This window comes from Streptomyces sp. ME19-01-6, assembly GCF_033793745.1.
Lineage (GTDB): Bacteria > Actinomycetota > Actinomycetes > Streptomycetales > Streptomycetaceae > Streptomyces.
Window position 1 is genome coordinate 177,081 of the sequence record NZ_JARAXF010000011.1, and the last position, 15,652, is coordinate 192,732.

Annotated in this window: 12 protein-coding genes; 5 read left to right on the top strand and 7 right to left on the bottom strand. The window is 73.3% G+C overall.

Annotation, left to right across the window (positions count from 1 at the left end):
• Positions 1-3 precede the first annotated feature (3 nt).
• Together PV419_RS25095 and hemC are read left to right on the top strand one after the other, a co-directional pair.
• Positions 4-4,155 carry an SAV_2336 N-terminal domain-related protein gene (locus tag PV419_RS25095; protein WP_319692435.1) on the top strand — a complete coding sequence of 1,384 codons (4,152 nt, stop codon included), beginning with the start codon at positions 4-6 and terminating at the stop codon, positions 4,153-4,155.
• Positions 4,156-4,234: 79 nt separating this feature from the next.
• Complete coding sequence (gene hemC / locus PV419_RS25100) at positions 4,235-5,170, top strand: hydroxymethylbilane synthase (protein ID WP_319692436.1); 936 nt, start codon at positions 4,235-4,237, stop codon at positions 5,168-5,170.
• An 83-nt stretch (positions 5,171-5,253) separates the two neighbouring features.
• Here hemC and PV419_RS25105 read toward each other — a convergent pair whose 3' ends face one another.
• Positions 5,254-6,153: a PhzF family phenazine biosynthesis isomerase gene (locus PV419_RS25105; RefSeq protein ID WP_319692438.1), complete on the bottom strand. Its 900-nt coding sequence runs from the start codon at positions 6,151-6,153 to the stop codon at positions 5,254-5,256.
• A gap of 97 nt (positions 6,154-6,250) precedes the next feature.
• Here PV419_RS25105 and PV419_RS25110 point away from each other — a divergent pair, with 97 nt between their 5' ends.
• Positions 6,251-7,153, top strand: coding sequence for a LysR family transcriptional regulator (locus PV419_RS25110; RefSeq protein WP_319692440.1), 903 nt, complete (start codon positions 6,251-6,253; stop codon positions 7,151-7,153).
• Between the two features lie 15 nt (positions 7,154-7,168).
• On the opposite strand, the gene PV419_RS25115 is transcribed toward PV419_RS25110, so the two are convergent.
• The 4 genes from PV419_RS25115 to PV419_RS25130 form a co-directional block, all read right to left on the bottom strand.
• The gene (locus PV419_RS25115) at positions 7,169-7,615 is read right to left on the bottom strand and encodes a nitroreductase family deazaflavin-dependent oxidoreductase (RefSeq protein WP_319692441.1); all 447 of its coding nucleotides are present in this window, start codon (positions 7,613-7,615) and stop codon (positions 7,169-7,171) included.
• A gap of 90 nt (positions 7,616-7,705) precedes the next feature.
• Entirely contained in the window at positions 7,706-9,115 is a 1,410-nt protein-coding gene (locus tag PV419_RS25120; protein ID WP_319692572.1) for an NAD(P)/FAD-dependent oxidoreductase, read from the bottom strand.
• Between the two features lie 62 nt (positions 9,116-9,177).
• Positions 9,178-10,008: an inositol monophosphatase family protein gene (locus PV419_RS25125; protein ID WP_319692442.1), complete on the bottom strand. Its 831-nt coding sequence runs from the start codon at positions 10,006-10,008 to the stop codon at positions 9,178-9,180.
• A 119-nt stretch (positions 10,009-10,127) separates the two neighbouring features.
• Complete coding sequence (locus PV419_RS25130; protein WP_319692443.1) at positions 10,128-10,568, bottom strand: amidohydrolase family protein; 441 nt, start codon at positions 10,566-10,568, stop codon at positions 10,128-10,130.
• A 155-nt stretch (positions 10,569-10,723) separates the two neighbouring features.
• On the opposite strand from PV419_RS25130, the gene PV419_RS25135 reads away from it, so the two are divergent.
• The gene (locus PV419_RS25135) at positions 10,724-11,641 is read left to right on the top strand and encodes a zinc-binding dehydrogenase (RefSeq protein ID WP_319692444.1); all 918 of its coding nucleotides are present in this window, start codon (positions 10,724-10,726) and stop codon (positions 11,639-11,641) included.
• A 5-nt stretch (positions 11,642-11,646) separates the two neighbouring features.
• On the opposite strand, the gene PV419_RS25140 is transcribed toward PV419_RS25135, so the two are convergent.
• Positions 11,647-13,779 carry a sulfatase-like hydrolase/transferase gene (locus tag PV419_RS25140; protein WP_319692445.1) on the bottom strand — a complete coding sequence of 711 codons (2,133 nt, stop codon included), beginning with the start codon at positions 13,777-13,779 and terminating at the stop codon, positions 11,647-11,649.
• 233 nt (positions 13,780-14,012) lie between these two features.
• Here PV419_RS25140 and PV419_RS25145 point away from each other — a divergent pair, with 233 nt between their 5' ends.
• Positions 14,013-14,852 carry a hydrolase gene (locus tag PV419_RS25145; protein ID WP_319692447.1) on the top strand — a complete coding sequence of 280 codons (840 nt, stop codon included), beginning with the start codon at positions 14,013-14,015 and terminating at the stop codon, positions 14,850-14,852.
• A gap of 12 nt (positions 14,853-14,864) precedes the next feature.
• On the opposite strand, the gene PV419_RS25150 is transcribed toward PV419_RS25145, so the two are convergent.
• Positions 14,865-15,638: a helix-turn-helix transcriptional regulator gene (locus PV419_RS25150; RefSeq protein ID WP_319692448.1), complete on the bottom strand. Its 774-nt coding sequence runs from the start codon at positions 15,636-15,638 to the stop codon at positions 14,865-14,867.
• Between the last annotated feature and the right edge of the window lie 14 nt (positions 15,639-15,652).

Here is a 15,652-nt window from a genome sequence, read left to right on the forward strand (position 1 = left end):
CCCGTGGCGGGGGAAGGCCGGGGCGGGCGGCGGCCGGGGCGGCCGGGGGCGCTCGGGCGGCTGGATGACGCGCTCGCGATCCTCGCGGACAGCGGTGCGCGGCTGTCCCAGGAGCAGCTGCTCGACGCGCTCTGGCTGGCCACACGGCTGCCCGCCGGAACGGCCGGGGCGGGGGCGCCGCTGGAGCGCGCCCGTACGGCCGCCACCTCCGACACCTCCTCCGCCATCTCCCCGCGCCCCGCCACCCGGTCCCGTCCCCCCGCATCCACCACCTCGCCCCCGCCGCCGAGGCCGCCCATCGGGCCCTCCACAACGCCTCAGCGGACCAGGCCGCACGACAGCGCAAGCGATCTGTACGGCGCGATCGAGGCGCCGCCCGCCCCCGGCGCTCCCCCGCCGCCCGCCGCTCGCCGCGCGCTGCCGCTGCGGGTGCCAGAGGCCAAGGCGCTCCGCGCCGAGCTGCCCATCGGCCGGGCGCTGCGCCCGCTCAAGCAGCACCGTCCCAACCCGCTCAAGCGGGAGGTCGACGAGGTCGCCACCGCGACGGCGCTCGCCGAGACCGGCCTGCCCGACGTGGTCACCCGTCCGTCCCGCGAGCGCTGGCTGGACCTCGCGCTCGTGGTCGACGACGGGATGTCCATGCTGCTGTGGCGGCGGCTGGCGGTCGAGCTGCGCACCCTGCTGCAGCGCGCCGGCGCCTTCCGCGTCGTACGGGTCCTGGGCCTGCACACGCGCGGCACCGACCCGCCCGTACTGCGCGCCAAGCCGTACGTCCCCGAGGCGCCCACCCTCCCCGTCACGGCGGTGTCCGACCCGTCGGGGCACACGCTGGTGCTGGTGCTGAGCGACGGGGTGGGCGCGGCGTGGCGCGACGGCCGGATGTCCACGGTGCTGGAGCGCTGGGCGGGCCTCGGCCCGACGGCCGTCATGCACGCCCTGCCGCCGCGCCTGTGGGAGGGGTCCGGGATCCGCGCGCAGCGCTGGCAGGTACGCACCCGCAGGCCCGGCTCGCCGGGCACGGACTGGACGGTCACCGACCCCGTACTGCCCCCGGAGCTGGCACGCTTCGACCACGTCCCCGTACCCGTCCTGGAGCCGGACGCCGGGCCACTGGCCGACTGGGCCCAGCTGATCGCCTCCGCGAGCGGCACGGCCGTACTCCCCCTGCTGGCCCCACCGCGCCCCCGCCGCCCGGCCGCCGCGCCGTCCGTCCCTGCCAGGCCCGGGGACGACCTGAGCCGGCTGAAGCGCTTCCGGGAGGCGGCCTCGCCCGAGGCGTACCGCCTGGCCGCCCACCTGGCCGCGGTCGCCCCGCTGCCGGTGCCCGTGATGCGGCTGGTGCAGACGGCGGTGGAGTGGCAGGCGGACACGGGGCATCTGGCCGAGGTCTTCCTCGGCGGGCTGATGCGCCCGACCGAGCCGCCGACCTCGGCGGGCCCGGGGCCGTTCCCGCCCCAGCAACGCCCCTTCACCTTCACGGACACGGTCCGGCGCGCGCTGCTGGGCGCCGTGCCACTGCCCGAACTCAACGAGACGCGCGAGCTGATCGGCCGCCGCCTGAAGGAACTCGCGGGCAGCTCCCCGGATTTCCCGGCCTGGCTGGCCCACCCGTCGGGTGCCGACCGCCTCCCGGCGGAAACCCAGCCGTTCGGCACGGTGGCGTGGCGGCTGGCGGCCCGGCTGGGCGCGACCTTGCCGATAAGCCTCGCCCGGGGACGCCGCTGGCGCCCGTTGAGGCCCGAGGACCCGCGCACCATCGGCCCGTACACGCTGCGACTGGCCGACCACTCGGGATCGCGCGTCACCGCCTACCTCGGCGAGGACGCGTACGGCGAGCAGGTCATCGTGCACACATCCCGCCGTCTGCGCGGGGCACCGGCCGCCGCCCTGCTCGGCGTGCAGGCGGAAGCGCTGCGCCGGATGGACGGACGGTACGCGCGCACCCTGCTGCGGGAGCACCTGCACGGCGAGACGCCGTGGATCGCCGAAGAGCCCTTCATCCTGGACCGGCTGGACGACAACCTCCGCGCGGGCACCGACCGGTGGACACCGGAGGCCGCCTTCGCGCTCGCCCGGCAACTCGTGGAAGCCGTGCGGGTATGCGCCGCGGAGGGCATGGTGCACGGCGACCTCACCGCGAGCACGGTGTACGTGGCTGATGAAGACCTCATCCTGACCGGCTGGTCGTCGGCCTGCATCGACGGCGTGCCGTCCCCGGCGCTCGCGGACGCCCGCCCGCCGACCCCCGAGGACAACGTCCGGGCGCTGGGAGACATCCTGCTGTGCCTGGGCGGCGGAGGGTGGTCGCGTCGCGCGGGCGATGTGTACGACATGTCCCGCTGGAACACCCCCCACTGGGCCCCGATCCGGGACGCGGTGATGGCGTGTCTGTACATGCGCGGCCGGCCGACGGCGCAGCAGGTCTGGGAGGTCTTCGAGCGGTTCGATCCCGCCGATCCGGCGTCCGCGCCCATGTCGGAGCTCAGCCGCGAACAGCGGGCTCACGGCTGGGTCCCGCTGTCGGACGCCGACCCCCAGGCGCTCGGCCCGTACACCCTGCGATGTCACATCCGCACCCGCAGCGGCACCACCGCGTATCTGGGGCGCGCTCCGGACGGGGAGAACGCCGTACTGCGCACGGTGGACCAGGAGTCCGGACGGCGGGGCGCGTTCACCGAACTCAGCACGGCCGCGGAGGCGCTGCGCCGGATGTCCGGGCGCTATGCGCCGAAGCTGCTGGGGCAGGGCCTCGAAGCCGAACCGCCATGGATCGCGGAGGAACACGTCCTCACCTCCGACGGCTCCCCGGCCCGCACCCTCACCGCCCTGCTCTCCGACGGCGCGGCGGACGGCTGGGACGCGCGGACGGCGGCGCACCTCGGCAGGCAGGTGGCCGAGGCGGTGAGCCTCTGCTCGGCCGAGGGAATGGTGCACGGCCGGCTGACGACGGACACGATCCTCGTCGCCGACGGTGCGGTGAAGCTGATCGGCTGGCAGACGGCCGTCATCGACCGGAAGCGCCGACGGCTGAGCAGGCGCCCCACGCCCGAAGACGATGTCTTCGCTCTCGGCGAGATCCTGATGGCGCTGGGCGGCGGCCGGCCGACCACCCACGAACGGCGCCAGATCAACACCATCGGGCCGTACGCGGGCGCTCAGGTCCACACCTCTTTCGGCAAAACCGTCGACTGGGCCGGGTCCCGATGGGACGGCGCACCCTGGGAGCCGCTGCGGACGACAGTCGCCTCCTGCTTGTTCAACCCGCGCCGGGACCGGCTGACGGCGGCCGAGATCGCGGATGTCTTCTCCCGCATGGTGCGCACAGTTCCCAGCTCGGGAACCGACGACGGCACTCGGGAACGCGAGCTGCAACTCCTCCGCGCGCCGTTGCCGTCCGGCCACCGCGTCGTGGTGCTCGGCCTCCGAGGAGATACCGAAGCAACCGGGATGACCCTCCAACTCGGCCTGATCTTCGCTCAGGCACGGCCCGATCGCGTCATCGTGCTCGGCATCCGACCGGGGGCCGGCAGAGTGAGCCGCCCGCCACAGCGCGAGGCCAGTACGGAGTTGCGGGACCTGGCCGACCTGCTTGGCCGCCTGCTGCCTGATCTGCATGTCGTCACGGAGCTGCGACGGGCCAGTCACGGCGGCATCAGAGTCACCCGCGAGAGGCCCTCTCCCGACGGCCGTCCCAGCAACGAAGCGGACTACCCGGCCCAGCCGGTCGTAGAGGCGCTGAGCGAAAGGCATCCGCTCGCGCTCATCCACGTGACGCCCGACACGGAGGGGACCGTGCCGCCCGGAGTCCTCGACCTCGCCGATCAGTTGGTCATCGTCTGGTCGGCGAAGGACGGCAGAAGACCGACCGACGTCGATGCGACCTTTGACCGGATCACCGCACAGGGCCACGCCGAGCTGCTGCGCCGCAGCATCGTCGTGATCACGGGGGTGGACGGCTTCGACCCGCTCGAATACTCCAAGCTTGTCCCCCAACGCAAGTGCCGTGCCATGGTAGCCATCCCTTACGACCCCAGCCTGGCGAGCGGGCTGATGGTCCTCGACGCCCTGCCCCCGAAGACTCTCGCCGCATACCAGCACCTGGCCGCCAGCCTCGCCGAGGGCTTCACCCCACCGGACGGCGGTCCTCCAGGCTGACCAGCCCGGACGGGGGAAGCGTACGGGGTGCCACCGGCCGGTGCCCGAGGCGCGCGGCCGAGGCCCTATCGTGTACGCCATGTCGTCCACCGACCTCATCCGCATTGTCTCCCGCTCCTCCCCCATGGCCCTCGCCCAGGTCGAGCGGGTCCGCGCCGAACTGACCGCGCTGCGTCCCGGCGTCCGTACCGAGGTGGTGCCGGTCACGACGTCCGGCGACCGGTGGATGGGCGATCTGTCGGCGCTCGGCGGGAAGGGCGCGTTCACCAAGGAGGTCGACGCGGCGCTGCTGGCGGGCGAGGCCGATCTGGCCGTGCACTGCGTCAAGGACGTGCCCGCCGACCGGCCGCTGCCCGCGGGCACGGTGTTCGCGGCCTACCTCAAGCGCGACGACATCCGCGACGCGCTGGTCCACCCCGGCGGGTTGACGCTCGATCAGCTGCCGGAGGGCGCGCGGATCGGCACCTCGTCGGTGCGCCGGATCGCGCAACTGGCCGTCTCCCACCCGCATGTGGAGTGCGTACCGATGCGCGGCAACGCCAACCGCCGCCTGGAGAAGCTGGACGCGGGCGAGTGCGACGCGCTGCTGCTGGCCGTGTCCGGGCTCGAGCGCATCGGCCGCACGGACCGGATCAGCGAGATCCTGCCCGTCGAGACGATGTGCCCGCCGATCGGGGCCGGGGTGCTGGCGCTGCAGTGCCGCGAGGACGACACCGCGACCATCGACGCGGTCTCCGGGCTCGGCGACGCCGACGCCTGGAAGGAGATCACGGCGGAGCGCATGCTCCTGCATGTGCTGCAGGGCCACTGCAACTCCCCCATCGCGGGCTACGCCAGGGCCGAGCGTGACGGCCGCCTCTCCCTGCGCGCCCGTGTCTTCAGCCCGGACGGCAAGACGGTGCTGGACGCCCACGAGTGGGCGGGCCCGCTGGACCCGGCCACGCTCGGCACCTCGGTGGCGGTGGCCCTGCTGCGCCAGGGGGCGCGCGAGGTGATCGACACCATCCCGCACTGAGCGGCCACTGGATTCGTCGTGAGTATGGGACAGCGACACGCCGACGGCTCGGCGTGTCGCTGTCTCATACTCACTACGCACACCTACGCCCCAGGGATCCGCACCGCCCGCCCCGTGACCCGCACCCGCTCGTCGTCGGGCCGTACGTCGACGAGGAGATCGCTGGGGCGCCCCATGTCCTCGCCCTGCCGGATCCGGACCCTCGTCGGCTCCGACACCAGCCCGAGCGCCCGCAGATAGCCGCCGAAGGCGGCGGCCGCGGCGCCCGTGGCCGGGTCCTCCACCACGCCGCCGGGCGGGAACGGGTCGCGGGCGTGGAAGTCGAAGCGGTCCGCGGCCTCGCGCCACACCAGGTGGACGGTGGTCCACCCATGGACCCGCATCAGCTCCTCCAGCGCGTCGAAGTCGTAGTCCAGGGCGGCGAGCCGCTCGCGGGTGGCGGCGGCGAGGACGAGGTGGTCGTTGCCCGCGAAGGCGATGTGCGGCGGAAGGGCCGGGTCCAGGTCGTCCCGCGTCCAGCGCAGGGCCTTCAGCACCTGCTCGGTCAGGGCCTCGTCGGCCGGGCGGGAGTGCGCGGGCGCGCTGGTGAGAGTGGCCTGCGGCGCCCGGCCGGCCCCGGCGCCCTCCTCGTCGAGGGTCGTCGCCACGCGGATCTCGCCCGCCATCGTGTCGAAGACCAGCTCGCCCGGGCCGATGCGCTCGGCGAGCGCGACGGCGGTGGCGATGGTGGCATGCCCGCAGAACGCCACCTCGGCGCGGGGGCTGAAGTAGCGCAGCCCGTAGCGGCGCGCGGCCTCGTCCCGCGTCGTGATGAACGCCGTCTCGGAGTAGCCGACGCGGGCGGCGACGGCGACCATCTCGGCGTCGTCGAGCGCCGCGGCGTCGAGAACCACCCCGGCGGGGTTGCCGCCGGAGGGGTCGGTGGTGAAGGCGGAGTAGCGCAGGACGTGGTCAAGCGTGCGGTCAGTGCTCTGTGCGGTCATGGAACAACCGTGTCACCGGCCCGCCCATCGCGTCCAACGATTGTTTTCGCTCAAGCCCATCGAGAACCCCGATAGCCCCAGCTAGGCTGCGGTACCCATGGACACCAGACTTCTTCAGACCTTCGTGGCCCTCGCCCGCACCGGCAGCTTCACCGCCGCGGCCACCGAGCTGCACCTCGCCCAGTCCACCGTCACCGTCCAGATCCGCTCGCTGGAGCGGGAGCTCGGCACGCGCCTGTTCGACCGGCTGCCCGCGGGCACGACACCGACCCGGTCCGGGCGGCGGCTGCTCGAAGAGGCGGAGCGGGTGCTGGACGCCGAGGCCCGGCTGCGGGCCGCCGCGGCGGCCGGGAACGGCGAGGGGGCCGACGGGGCGGTGGAGGGGCAGGTCGCCCTCGGCGCGGGCGAGTCGATGTGCTCGTCACATGTGCCCGGGGTGGTGGCCTCGCTGCGGCGCACCCACCCGGGGGTGGATGTACATCTCCACACGGTCGGCACCGCCGCGGCCCTGGAAGGGCTGCGCTCGGGACGGGTCGACCTGGCGCTGCTGCTGGAGCCGGAGATCGATGCCGCCGCCGACCTGGTGGCGCGGCCCATCGCACACGAGGCGCTGGTGTACGTGGCCGCGCCCGGCCACCGGCTGGCCGGGCGCGAGGCGGCGTGGCGGGAGCTGGCCGAGGAGAGCTTCTTCGTCCACGAGGAAGGCTGCTCGTACAGCGATCGGCTGGTGCGCACCTTGCTCGCGCTCCCCGGTGCGCGGCCCAGGCTGACCCGGTTCGGCAGCATCGAGGCCGCCCGTTCCTGTGTGGCCGCGGGGCTCGGGCTCACGCTGCTGCCGCGGGCGACCGTCGAGCGGCAGCTGCGCGACGGCCTCCTGGCCGAGGTCGACGGTCCCGCGATGCAGCCGGTGCCGGTGCAGCTCACCCGGCACCGCAGACGCTGGACCTCTCCTGCCGCCCGGCTGGTCGCCGACGAGTTGACGCGGCTGATCGGCGCATGACCCGCCGGCGGTTCGTCAGTGGTCCCCGGCCGCGGGCTCCAGGACGAAGACGGGGATCTCGCGGTCCGTCTTCTTCTGGTAGTCGGCGTAGTCGGGGTACGCCTCGACCGCGCGCGCCCACCACAGGGCCTTCTCCTCCCCGTGGACCTCCCGGGCCAGCATGTCCCGGCTCACTGTGCCGTCCCGCAGCTCGACCCGGGGGTCGGCCACGACGTTGTGGTACCAGACGGGGTTCTTGGGTGAGCCGCCCAGCGAGGCGACGGCGGCGTAGGCGCCCTCGTGTTCCACCCGCATCAGCGGGCTCTTGCGGATCTTGCCGGTCTTGGCGCCCCGGGTCGTCAGCAGGATGACCGGCAGCCCCCGAATCGACATCCCTTTGGTGCCGCCGGAGCTCTCGATCCGCTCGACCTGATCGCGTACCCACTTCTCGGGGCTCGGCTCGTACTCGCCCTGCAGAGGCATGGTTTCCGTCCCATCGTCGACGACTTCGCAGGGTTCAACGCCCGGCGCACGCCCAGCGATTCCAACGATCCGTCATTCCAGCGACCCGGTTCAGCCGCGGCCGCGCAGCCGCCGCCACACCGCGCGCGCCGCGTGGTGCCCGGACATGCCGTGCACCCCGGGCCCCGGCGGGGTGGCCGAGGAGCACAGGAAGACCGACGGGTGGGCCGTGGCGTACGGGACACGCGCCAGCTTGGGGCGGATCACGGTCTGCAGGCCCGCGAAGGCGCCGCACGCGATGTCACCGTCCACGTAGTTCGCGTTGCGCGCCGCGAGCTGGGGCGGCCCGGCCACCGCGCGTGCGAGCACCAGATCCCGGAAGCCGGGCGCGAAGCGCTCGATCTGCCGCTCTATGGCCTCGGTCGCGTCCCCGTCCCAGCCAGCGGGGACATGGCCGTAGGCCCAGAAGACGTGCTTGCCCGCCGGGGCGCGCGAGTCGTCGACGAAGCTGGGCTGGGCGGTGATCAGGAAGGGGACGGCGGGGGCGCGCCCCTCGGTGGCGGCCCGCAGCGCGGCACCGATCTCGCCGGCGGTGGGGCCGACGTGGACGGTGCCGGCGCGCCGGGCCTCCGGCGCCGTCCAGGGCACCGGGCCGTCCAGGGCATAGTCGATCTTGAAGACGCCGGCCCCGTAGCGGAAGTTGCGGTACGCGTTGCCGAGCCCGGCGATCCGGGCCAGGGCGGTCGGCGAGGTGTCGAAGACGTACGCGCGGGCGGGCGGCAGCTCGTCCAGCCGCTTGACCTCCACGCCCACGTGGATCGCGCCGCCCTGTTCGCGCAGATACGACCCGAGCGCGTCCGAGATCGCCTGCGAGCCGCCGCGCGGGACCGGCCAGCCGACGGCGTGTCCCGCGAGCGCGAAGAACAGCGCCAACCCAGCGGTGCTGATCCCGCTGGTCGGCGCGATGGCATGGCCCGCCATCCCGGCGAGTATCGCGCGGGCCTTCTCGTCGCGGAAGCGGCGGGTGAGGAGGGAGACGGGCTGGAGGGCGTGCAGCCCGAAGCGCGCCCAGGTCACCGGGTCGGCGGGCACCCCGTCCCACGCGGTGCGCAGAAAGTCACGGGCGAGGGTGTCCCACCTGCCGACGTACGGGGCGACCAGCCGGCGGTACGTACCGGCGTCGCGCGGGCCCAGGGACATGGCCGTCTCGCCGACCGAGCGTGCCAGGACGGCGGCCGTGCCGTCCGGGAAGGGGTGGGCCAGCGGCAGCTCGGGGTGCAGCCACTCCAGGCCGTGCCGGGCGAGCGGCATGCGCCGGAAGGCCGGGGAGCCCACGCCCAGCGGGTGCACCGCGGAGCAGGGGTCGTGCCGGTAGCCGGGGAGGGTGAGCTCTTCGGTGCGGGCGCCGCCGCCGATCGCGTCGGCGGCCTCGAAGACCTCCACCTCAAGGCCGCGGCGGGCCAGTTCGACGGCCGCGGTCAGCCCGTTCGGCCCGGCACCCACCACGACCGCGTCGAGCATGGACGGCACGTCGGGTCTCCCTCCCCGTCCTTGAGGAATGCGTGAGGACTCCTGAGAGTCGGTCAGCCGGCGGCTGACAACAGGCTCAGGATATGCCGTACGGTCGCCTCGTCCCGCGCCGCTGAGAAAGGAAGCGCGTTTCCACCCGCGATGCGGAACGGCTCACCGGCCAGCGTCGCGCTCGCGCCGCCCGCCTCCTCGACCAGCAGCAGCCCGGCGGCGTGGTCCCAGACGTTCTCCCAGGTGAACGCGGTCGCGTCGAGCAGGCCACGGGCCACGTTCAGATACTCCAGACCGGCCGAGCCGCACGGGCGCGGCGCGACACCCGGTGTCCGCAGTACGGACAGGGCGCGCTTCTCCGCGTCCGTGGTGAAGTCGTAGTGCGAGATGGCGACGTCGAGCACCCTGCCGGTCTCCGGGTGGCCGGAGCGGATCGGCTCGCCGTTCAGCACCGCTCCCCCGCCGCGGCGCGCGACGGCCATCAGGTCGAGCGCCGGGGCGTACGTCCACGAGGCCAGCACCTCGCCGCGGTGAGCGAGGGCGACCAGGGTCGCGAAGCCCGGGTCGCCGCGTACGAACTCCCGGGTGCCGTCGACCGGGTCGACGATCCACACCGGCGCGTCGCCGCCCAGCGCGCCGAGCACGGACGGGTCGGCGTGCACGGCCTCCTCACCCACCACGGCCGAGCCGGGCAGCAGCGCGGTGAGCGACGCGGTCAGGTGCTCCTCGGCCTGCCGGTCGGCGATGGTCACCAGGTCATGTGGGCCGTTCTTCTCGACGATCTCGTGGTCGGCGAGCTGCCGGAACCGCGGCATGACCTCGGCGGCGGCCGCCTTGCGGACCGCATCCTCGACGTCGTACAGATCACCGGAGGCGAGAAACTGCTCGATCATGCCTGTATCGAACCATGTCCCGGCGACGGCCGGTGGCCGGGCGGCGGCCACAGGATGGCCGCCGCGTGAACGGCCTCAGCGGCACGTGTCTCAGCGGCACGTGTCTCAGCGGCAGGGTCTCAGCAGCAGGTGTGGTGGGCGTGCTCCTCTCGGTGCCACCAGTAGCGCTCGCGGGCGGGACCCTGCGGTACGTCGGCCGCGTGGGCGGAGCTGGAGGCGTTGCGTACGGACGCGCTGTGTACGGTGGCGGACCCTGCGGCCGCGGCGCTTCGTACGGACGCCGCGCCCGAGGACTTCCCGCTCACCAGGTCGTCCACCGAGTGCACCACACCCCCCAGCACCACGCTCCGTACCGCCGCGGCCGCGCGGATGTCGCTCAGTGAGTCGCCCTCCACCAGCACCAGGTCGGCGAGTTTCCCCGGCTCCACGGTGCCCATCCGCGCGCTCATGCCCAGCGCCCGCGCGCCCTCGACGGTCGCGGAGCGCAGCGCCTGGTGGGGGGTGGCGCCGTAGCGGACCATGGCCTGCAGGTTCAGGTGGTAGTAGATGGCCGGGGGCACCAAGCAGGTGTTAAATCGCGGCTCCCGACCCGCCATCCTCATAACCGATGGCTATAACAGGAGGTCTTGGACGACGGCCACACCCCGACGCATCGTGAATCCCGACGGCGCCACCCCCGGCGCCGGGCCAAGCGACCGGAAAGGACGCGACCACGATGCGCGCTCTGCTGTACGACCCCGAGGCTCCCCAGGGCCTGCGGCTCGGCGAGGCACCGGAGCCAGTGCCACATGATGCGCAGGCCCTGGTCGAGGTCCACGCGGCCTCGCTCAACTTCGGTGAACTCGCCTACCGGGAAGAGCGGGCACGCCCCGGGCAGGTGCTCGGCTGGGACTCGGCGGGCGTCGTCGTCCGCGCCGCCGCCGACGACGGCGGCCCCGCGGTCGGCACCCGCGTGGTGTCCTTCGGACCGCCAGGCGCATGGGCCGAGCGGCGGGCGGTCGACATCGCGGACCTCGCCGTGGTGCCGGACACCGTCGACCTCGGCGCGGCGTCCGCCCTGCCGGGCGCGGGGGTCTCCGCACTCCAAGCCGTGCGGGCACTGGGCCCGGTGCTGGGCCGCCGGGTGCTGATCACCGGCGCGTCGGGCGGCCTGGGACGCTTCGCGGTCCAGCTGGCCGCCCTCGCGGGCGCGTACGTCATCGCGGTGGTGGGCAGCCCGCAGCGCGGCGAGGGGCTGCGCGAACTGGGCGCCGACGAGGTCGTCGTCGGCCTTGAGGGCATCACCGCACCGGTCTTCGGCGTACTGGACAACGTGGGCGGCTCGCTGCTGGCCGAGGCATTCGCCCTCGTCGAGCCCGGAGGCTCGGCCCAGTCCATCGGCAAGGCGTCGCTCGAACCGACCACCATCGACTTCGAGCGGGAGCGGCTGACGGGCGGCGACAGGCGACTCGAACCGTTCGTGGTGCGCGCCCCCTTCGGCCCCGACCTCGCGTATCTGGTGAGCCTGCTGGCCGAGCGGCGACTCGACCCGCAGGTCGGCTGGCGCGGCTCGTGGAAGCGCGCGCCGGAGGCTGTGGAGGCGCTGCTGGGCCGCCGCGTGCGGGGCAAGGCGGTGCTGGACATCGACGGCTGACCCGCTCAGCGGGACGACTTGGAACCGGCGGACTTGGGGTCGGCGGACTTGGGGTCGGGCGCCCCGGAGCCGGACGGCCCGGAGCCCGGCTGCGGGCCGTAGGCGGTCAGGAAGCGGTCCCGGAAGGTGTCCATCCGCCAGACCGGGGTGTCCGCGCCGGGCCTCAGCCCGTCCTGCCACCCCCAGTCGGAAATCCGCTTCAGCACGGCCGGGTCGTGCGCGACGACCGCGACCGGCACGTCCCGGCTGGCGTGGTCGCCGCTGACCTTCGCCATGGGCTGGTGGTCGCCGAGGAAGACGAGCACGGTGTTCTTGTTGCCGTACTTCACCACGTAGTCGATGAGGCTGTTCAGCGAGTACTGGATGGACTTGCCGTACTCGGTGCGCGCCTGAGTGGAGTCCGTGAACACGTCCTTGGGGTCCTTGCCCGCCTTCTCGATGTCGTCGTAGACCGAGCCGTCGCCGACCTCGTCCCAGCCGATCATCTTGGGGATGGGCGCCCAGGGCTGGTGGCTGGAGGTCAGGATGATCTCCGACATCAGCGGCTTGTCGTGCCGCTTGCCGTGCTCCAGGCGCTCGAAGGCCGACAGGGCGTACTGGTCGGGCATGGTCGACCAGCTGAACTTCGGGCCCTGGTAGCCGAGGTTACGCGAGTCGTAGACGTTGTCGAGGCCGTAGAACTTCGCCTCCGGCCAGCCCTTGGTGACACCCGGCATGATGCCGACCGTGCGCCAGGCGCCGGTGCGCTTGAAGGCGCGGGTGATGGTCAGGTGGTCGCTCGCGGTGACGGTGCGGTAGCGGCTCTGGTTGTTGATCCACAGGCCGGACAGGAAGGTGGAGTGACCCAGCCAGCTGGAGCCGCCGTACGTCGCCGAGGTGAGCCAGCCGCTCTTGGCTGAGTACCCGGCGTCGCTCAGCTCCTTGGTCTTCTCGTCGAGCACCGCGTCGACCCCGGGCGCGATCAGCGGGTCCTCGATGGCGCTGCGGCCGTAACTCTCGATGAACGTGAAGATGACGTCCTTGCCGCGCAGTCCGGTCAGCAGCTGGTCGCCCGGGGTGTCGCCGAAGGAGTCGACGGCGGCCACCTTCTCGAACTCCCGCTCGTCCTTCAGCGTCGCCTTCACCCACTTCACCCGGTTCTGGACGAGCACGACCGTGTTCCTGGAAGCGATCGGCGCGCCGGACACCTGGAGCCCGAGCGCCGCGCAGACCACCCACGCGGTGCCGAGCACCAGGACGGTACGGGTCGCCACGGTGTTGTTCCGGGCCATGACATTGCCGAGCCGGAGGCAGGCCAGCGTCATGACGGCGAGCAGGACGAGGACGAGGACCCCGGCCGCGATCACGGCGAGCGTCGCGGTCGTCGAGCCGAGCGAGTCCTTGAGGTACGACTGGGCGTCGTCGAGCAGGATCCAGTCGAGCACCACGTTGAACCCGCGGCCGAGGAACTCGTTGAAGCCGATGTCGAGGAGGTTGAGGATGGTCAGCAGGCCGAGGAACACTCCGGCGAGCACCGCCGCCACCCGCCTCGGGATCGGCGGCAGGAGGAGCAGCACCCCGGCGCCGAGGACCGCCTCCACCGGGATGTGCACGAAGGCGCTGGGCGTGATGAGGACGAGACGGTTCGGCAGGAGCAGGGCGAACAGCACCAGCGCGACGGACACGGCCGTGACGCCCCAAGCCAACGCCCGCGCCGCGACGGGGTACTTGTCACGCCAGCCGCCGCCTGCGGCTGCCTCGGCTGGGGATTGGTCGGCGGCAGGGTCGTGGTGGGAGGCGGCGTCGCCGGTGGCGGCGTCGTTAGCCACCACGGCCTCGCCGACAGCGGCGTCACCCGCGGCTTCGCCCGCGGAGGTGTCGCCACCGACCCCGCGCTCAGCGGCGGCGCCCGGCGCGGCGTCACCCACAGAGCCGCCGCCCTTGGGGGCAGCCTCATCCAGCGGCGCGGCGGCACCCGCAGGGCTGTCCGCAGCCGTGCCACCCGAGGCGGCCGCGTCCGCTGACGTGCCGCTCGCGGCGGTATCACCCGTGGCGGCCTCGTCCAGCGAGTGCGCCGGGAGGCCGTCTGGCGCCGGGCCCTCCTCAGCGTTCGCCTTGTCCCTGTCCGGCAGCTGACGAGAGCGCGTGAAGAGCGACACCCCGAAGTTCCTTCCGTGCTTGCGAAACCTGATGGTGGCACGGCGGACCAGGCTCGGGAGGTCCGGGCCGCCGTTATCCCTATACGGCTCGTCGACCGCGTCGGTTCAAAACACCGCGACCTGACTTCCGGACTGTCATGCCCACGGCTACATTCATGAGTGGGAGCGCTCCCATATGCCACTCCTGCATCCCTGAGCGCGCAGCCTCAAAGCAGCTTCAAAGGAGGATCTCCATGGCACCCGACCCGCAACCCCACCCCCGCCCCCGCCCCCGTACGACCAAGCGCATCCGCGCCCTCGCGGCCGCGACCGCCGCGCTGGCCGCCGCCGCGGCCATCACCCCTGCCGCGTCCGCCTCGTCCGCACCCGCCCGCGCGGCGGCCGCGTGCTCGGCGAACGGCTTCTGCGAGGACTTCGAGTCGCAGACCGGCACCGCCCCCTCAGGCCGCTGGACCACGAGCGTGGCCAACTGCTCCGGCACCGGCACCGCGACCGTGGACTCCACCGTCGCCCACGGCGGCGGCAAGTCCGTCCGGGTGACCGGCAAGGCCGGGTACTGCAACCACGCCTTCGCCGGCACCTCCCTGTCCGACGTCCCGGCCGGCTCCCAGCTGTACGCGCGCTTCTGGGTCCGCCACACCACCGCGCTCCCCACCCAGCACGTCACGTTCGCCGCCCTGCGCGACCCCAACGACAACGCGAAGGACCTGCGCATGGGCGGGCAGAACAAGGCGTTGCAGTGGAACCGCGAGTCCGACGACGCGACCCTGCCCGCGCAGAGCCCGGCGGGCGTGGCGCTGTCCACGCCGCTGCCGGTCAACGCCTGGACGTGTCTGGAGTTCCGGCTCGACCGCTCGGCGGGCCGCCTGGACACCTGGGTCAACGGTTCCCTCGTCACCGGCCTGGTCGTGGACGGCACCCCGACCCAGGACGTCGACCAGCAGTGGCTGGCCCGGGGCGGCTGGCGCCCCGCGCCCACGGATCTGCGGTTCGGCTGGGAGAGCTACGGCGAGGGCGACGACACGCTCTGGTACGACGACATCGCCGTCGGGACCTCGCGGATCGGCTGCTGACACGCCTTGGGTTCAGGTCCGCGCGCGGTAGCTGCCGGGGGTGTCCCCGAACGCGCGGCGGAAGACATCGATGAACGCGCTGGCGGAGGCCCAGCCGCAGCGGTGCGCGACCGCGGTGACGGTGACGCCCTCGGAGAGCAGCAACAGCGCGTTGTGCAGCCGCAGTTGGGTGCGCCACTGGGGGAACGTCATCCCCATCTCGGCGCGGAAGAGGCGGGCGAGCGTGCGGGCGCTCGCCCCCACCCGGGCGCCCAGCTCGGCGAGCGGCCGGGGATCCGCGGGGTCGCGCTGGAGGATCGCGCACACGGCGGCCAGGCGCGGGTCCTGGGCCGTGGGCAGATGCAGGGGCTGCTGGGGCGCGTGCCGCAACTGGTCGAGCAGGACGGCGAGCAGGCGGCGGGACTCGGCGGCCTTGGGGTCGGTGTCCGGGTTGCTGTACGCGATGATCAGCTCGCGCAGCAGCGGGCCGACCGCCAGCACGGCGGGCCGGTCCAGGCCCAGCGGGTTGGCCTCCACCGGCAGGCCGACGCCGTGCAGCACGGTCTGCCCATAGGCCCGGTGTTCGTGCAGGGTGCCGACGGGGACCCAGATCGCCCGGGTGGCCGGGGCGACCCAGCTCCCGGCCTCGGTGGTCACCGACAGCACGCCGCGGCCCGCGTAGACGACTTGGTGCACATCGTGGCGGTGGGCGGACACTCCGGTGCCCGGGTCCAGGAAACGGGTGGTCGTCGGCATATGCGACCGGGCGGGCACGGTTCGGCGGGGCACTTGGCGGGATACCGACATCACGTGGCAGTTTA

What these genes read in the sequence shown, in the direction of transcription:
- hemC (WP_319692436.1), top strand. Translation starts at nt 4,235, where the DNA reads ATGTCGTCCACCGACCTCATCCGCATTGTCTCCCGCTCCTCCCCCATG.
- PV419_RS25105 (WP_319692438.1), bottom strand. Translation starts at nt 6,153, where the DNA reads ATGACCGCACAGAGCACTGACCGCACGCTTGACCACGTCCTGCGCTAC.
- PV419_RS25110 (WP_319692440.1), top strand. Translation starts at nt 6,251, where the DNA reads ATGGACACCAGACTTCTTCAGACCTTCGTGGCCCTCGCCCGCACCGGC.
- PV419_RS25115 (WP_319692441.1), bottom strand. Translation starts at nt 7,615, where the DNA reads ATGCCTCTGCAGGGCGAGTACGAGCCGAGCCCCGAGAAGTGGGTACGC.
- PV419_RS25120 (WP_319692572.1), bottom strand. Translation starts at nt 9,115, where the DNA reads ATGCTCGACGCGGTCGTGGTGGGTGCCGGGCCGAACGGGCTGACCGCG.
- PV419_RS25125 (WP_319692442.1), bottom strand. Translation starts at nt 10,008, where the DNA reads ATGATCGAGCAGTTTCTCGCCTCCGGTGATCTGTACGACGTCGAGGAT.
- PV419_RS25135 (WP_319692444.1), top strand. Translation starts at nt 10,724, where the DNA reads ATGCGCGCTCTGCTGTACGACCCCGAGGCTCCCCAGGGCCTGCGGCTC.
- PV419_RS25145 (WP_319692447.1), top strand. Translation starts at nt 14,013, where the DNA reads ATGGCACCCGACCCGCAACCCCACCCCCGCCCCCGCCCCCGTACGACC.
- PV419_RS25150 (WP_319692448.1), bottom strand. Translation starts at nt 15,638, where the DNA reads ATGTCGGTATCCCGCCAAGTGCCCCGCCGAACCGTGCCCGCCCGGTCG.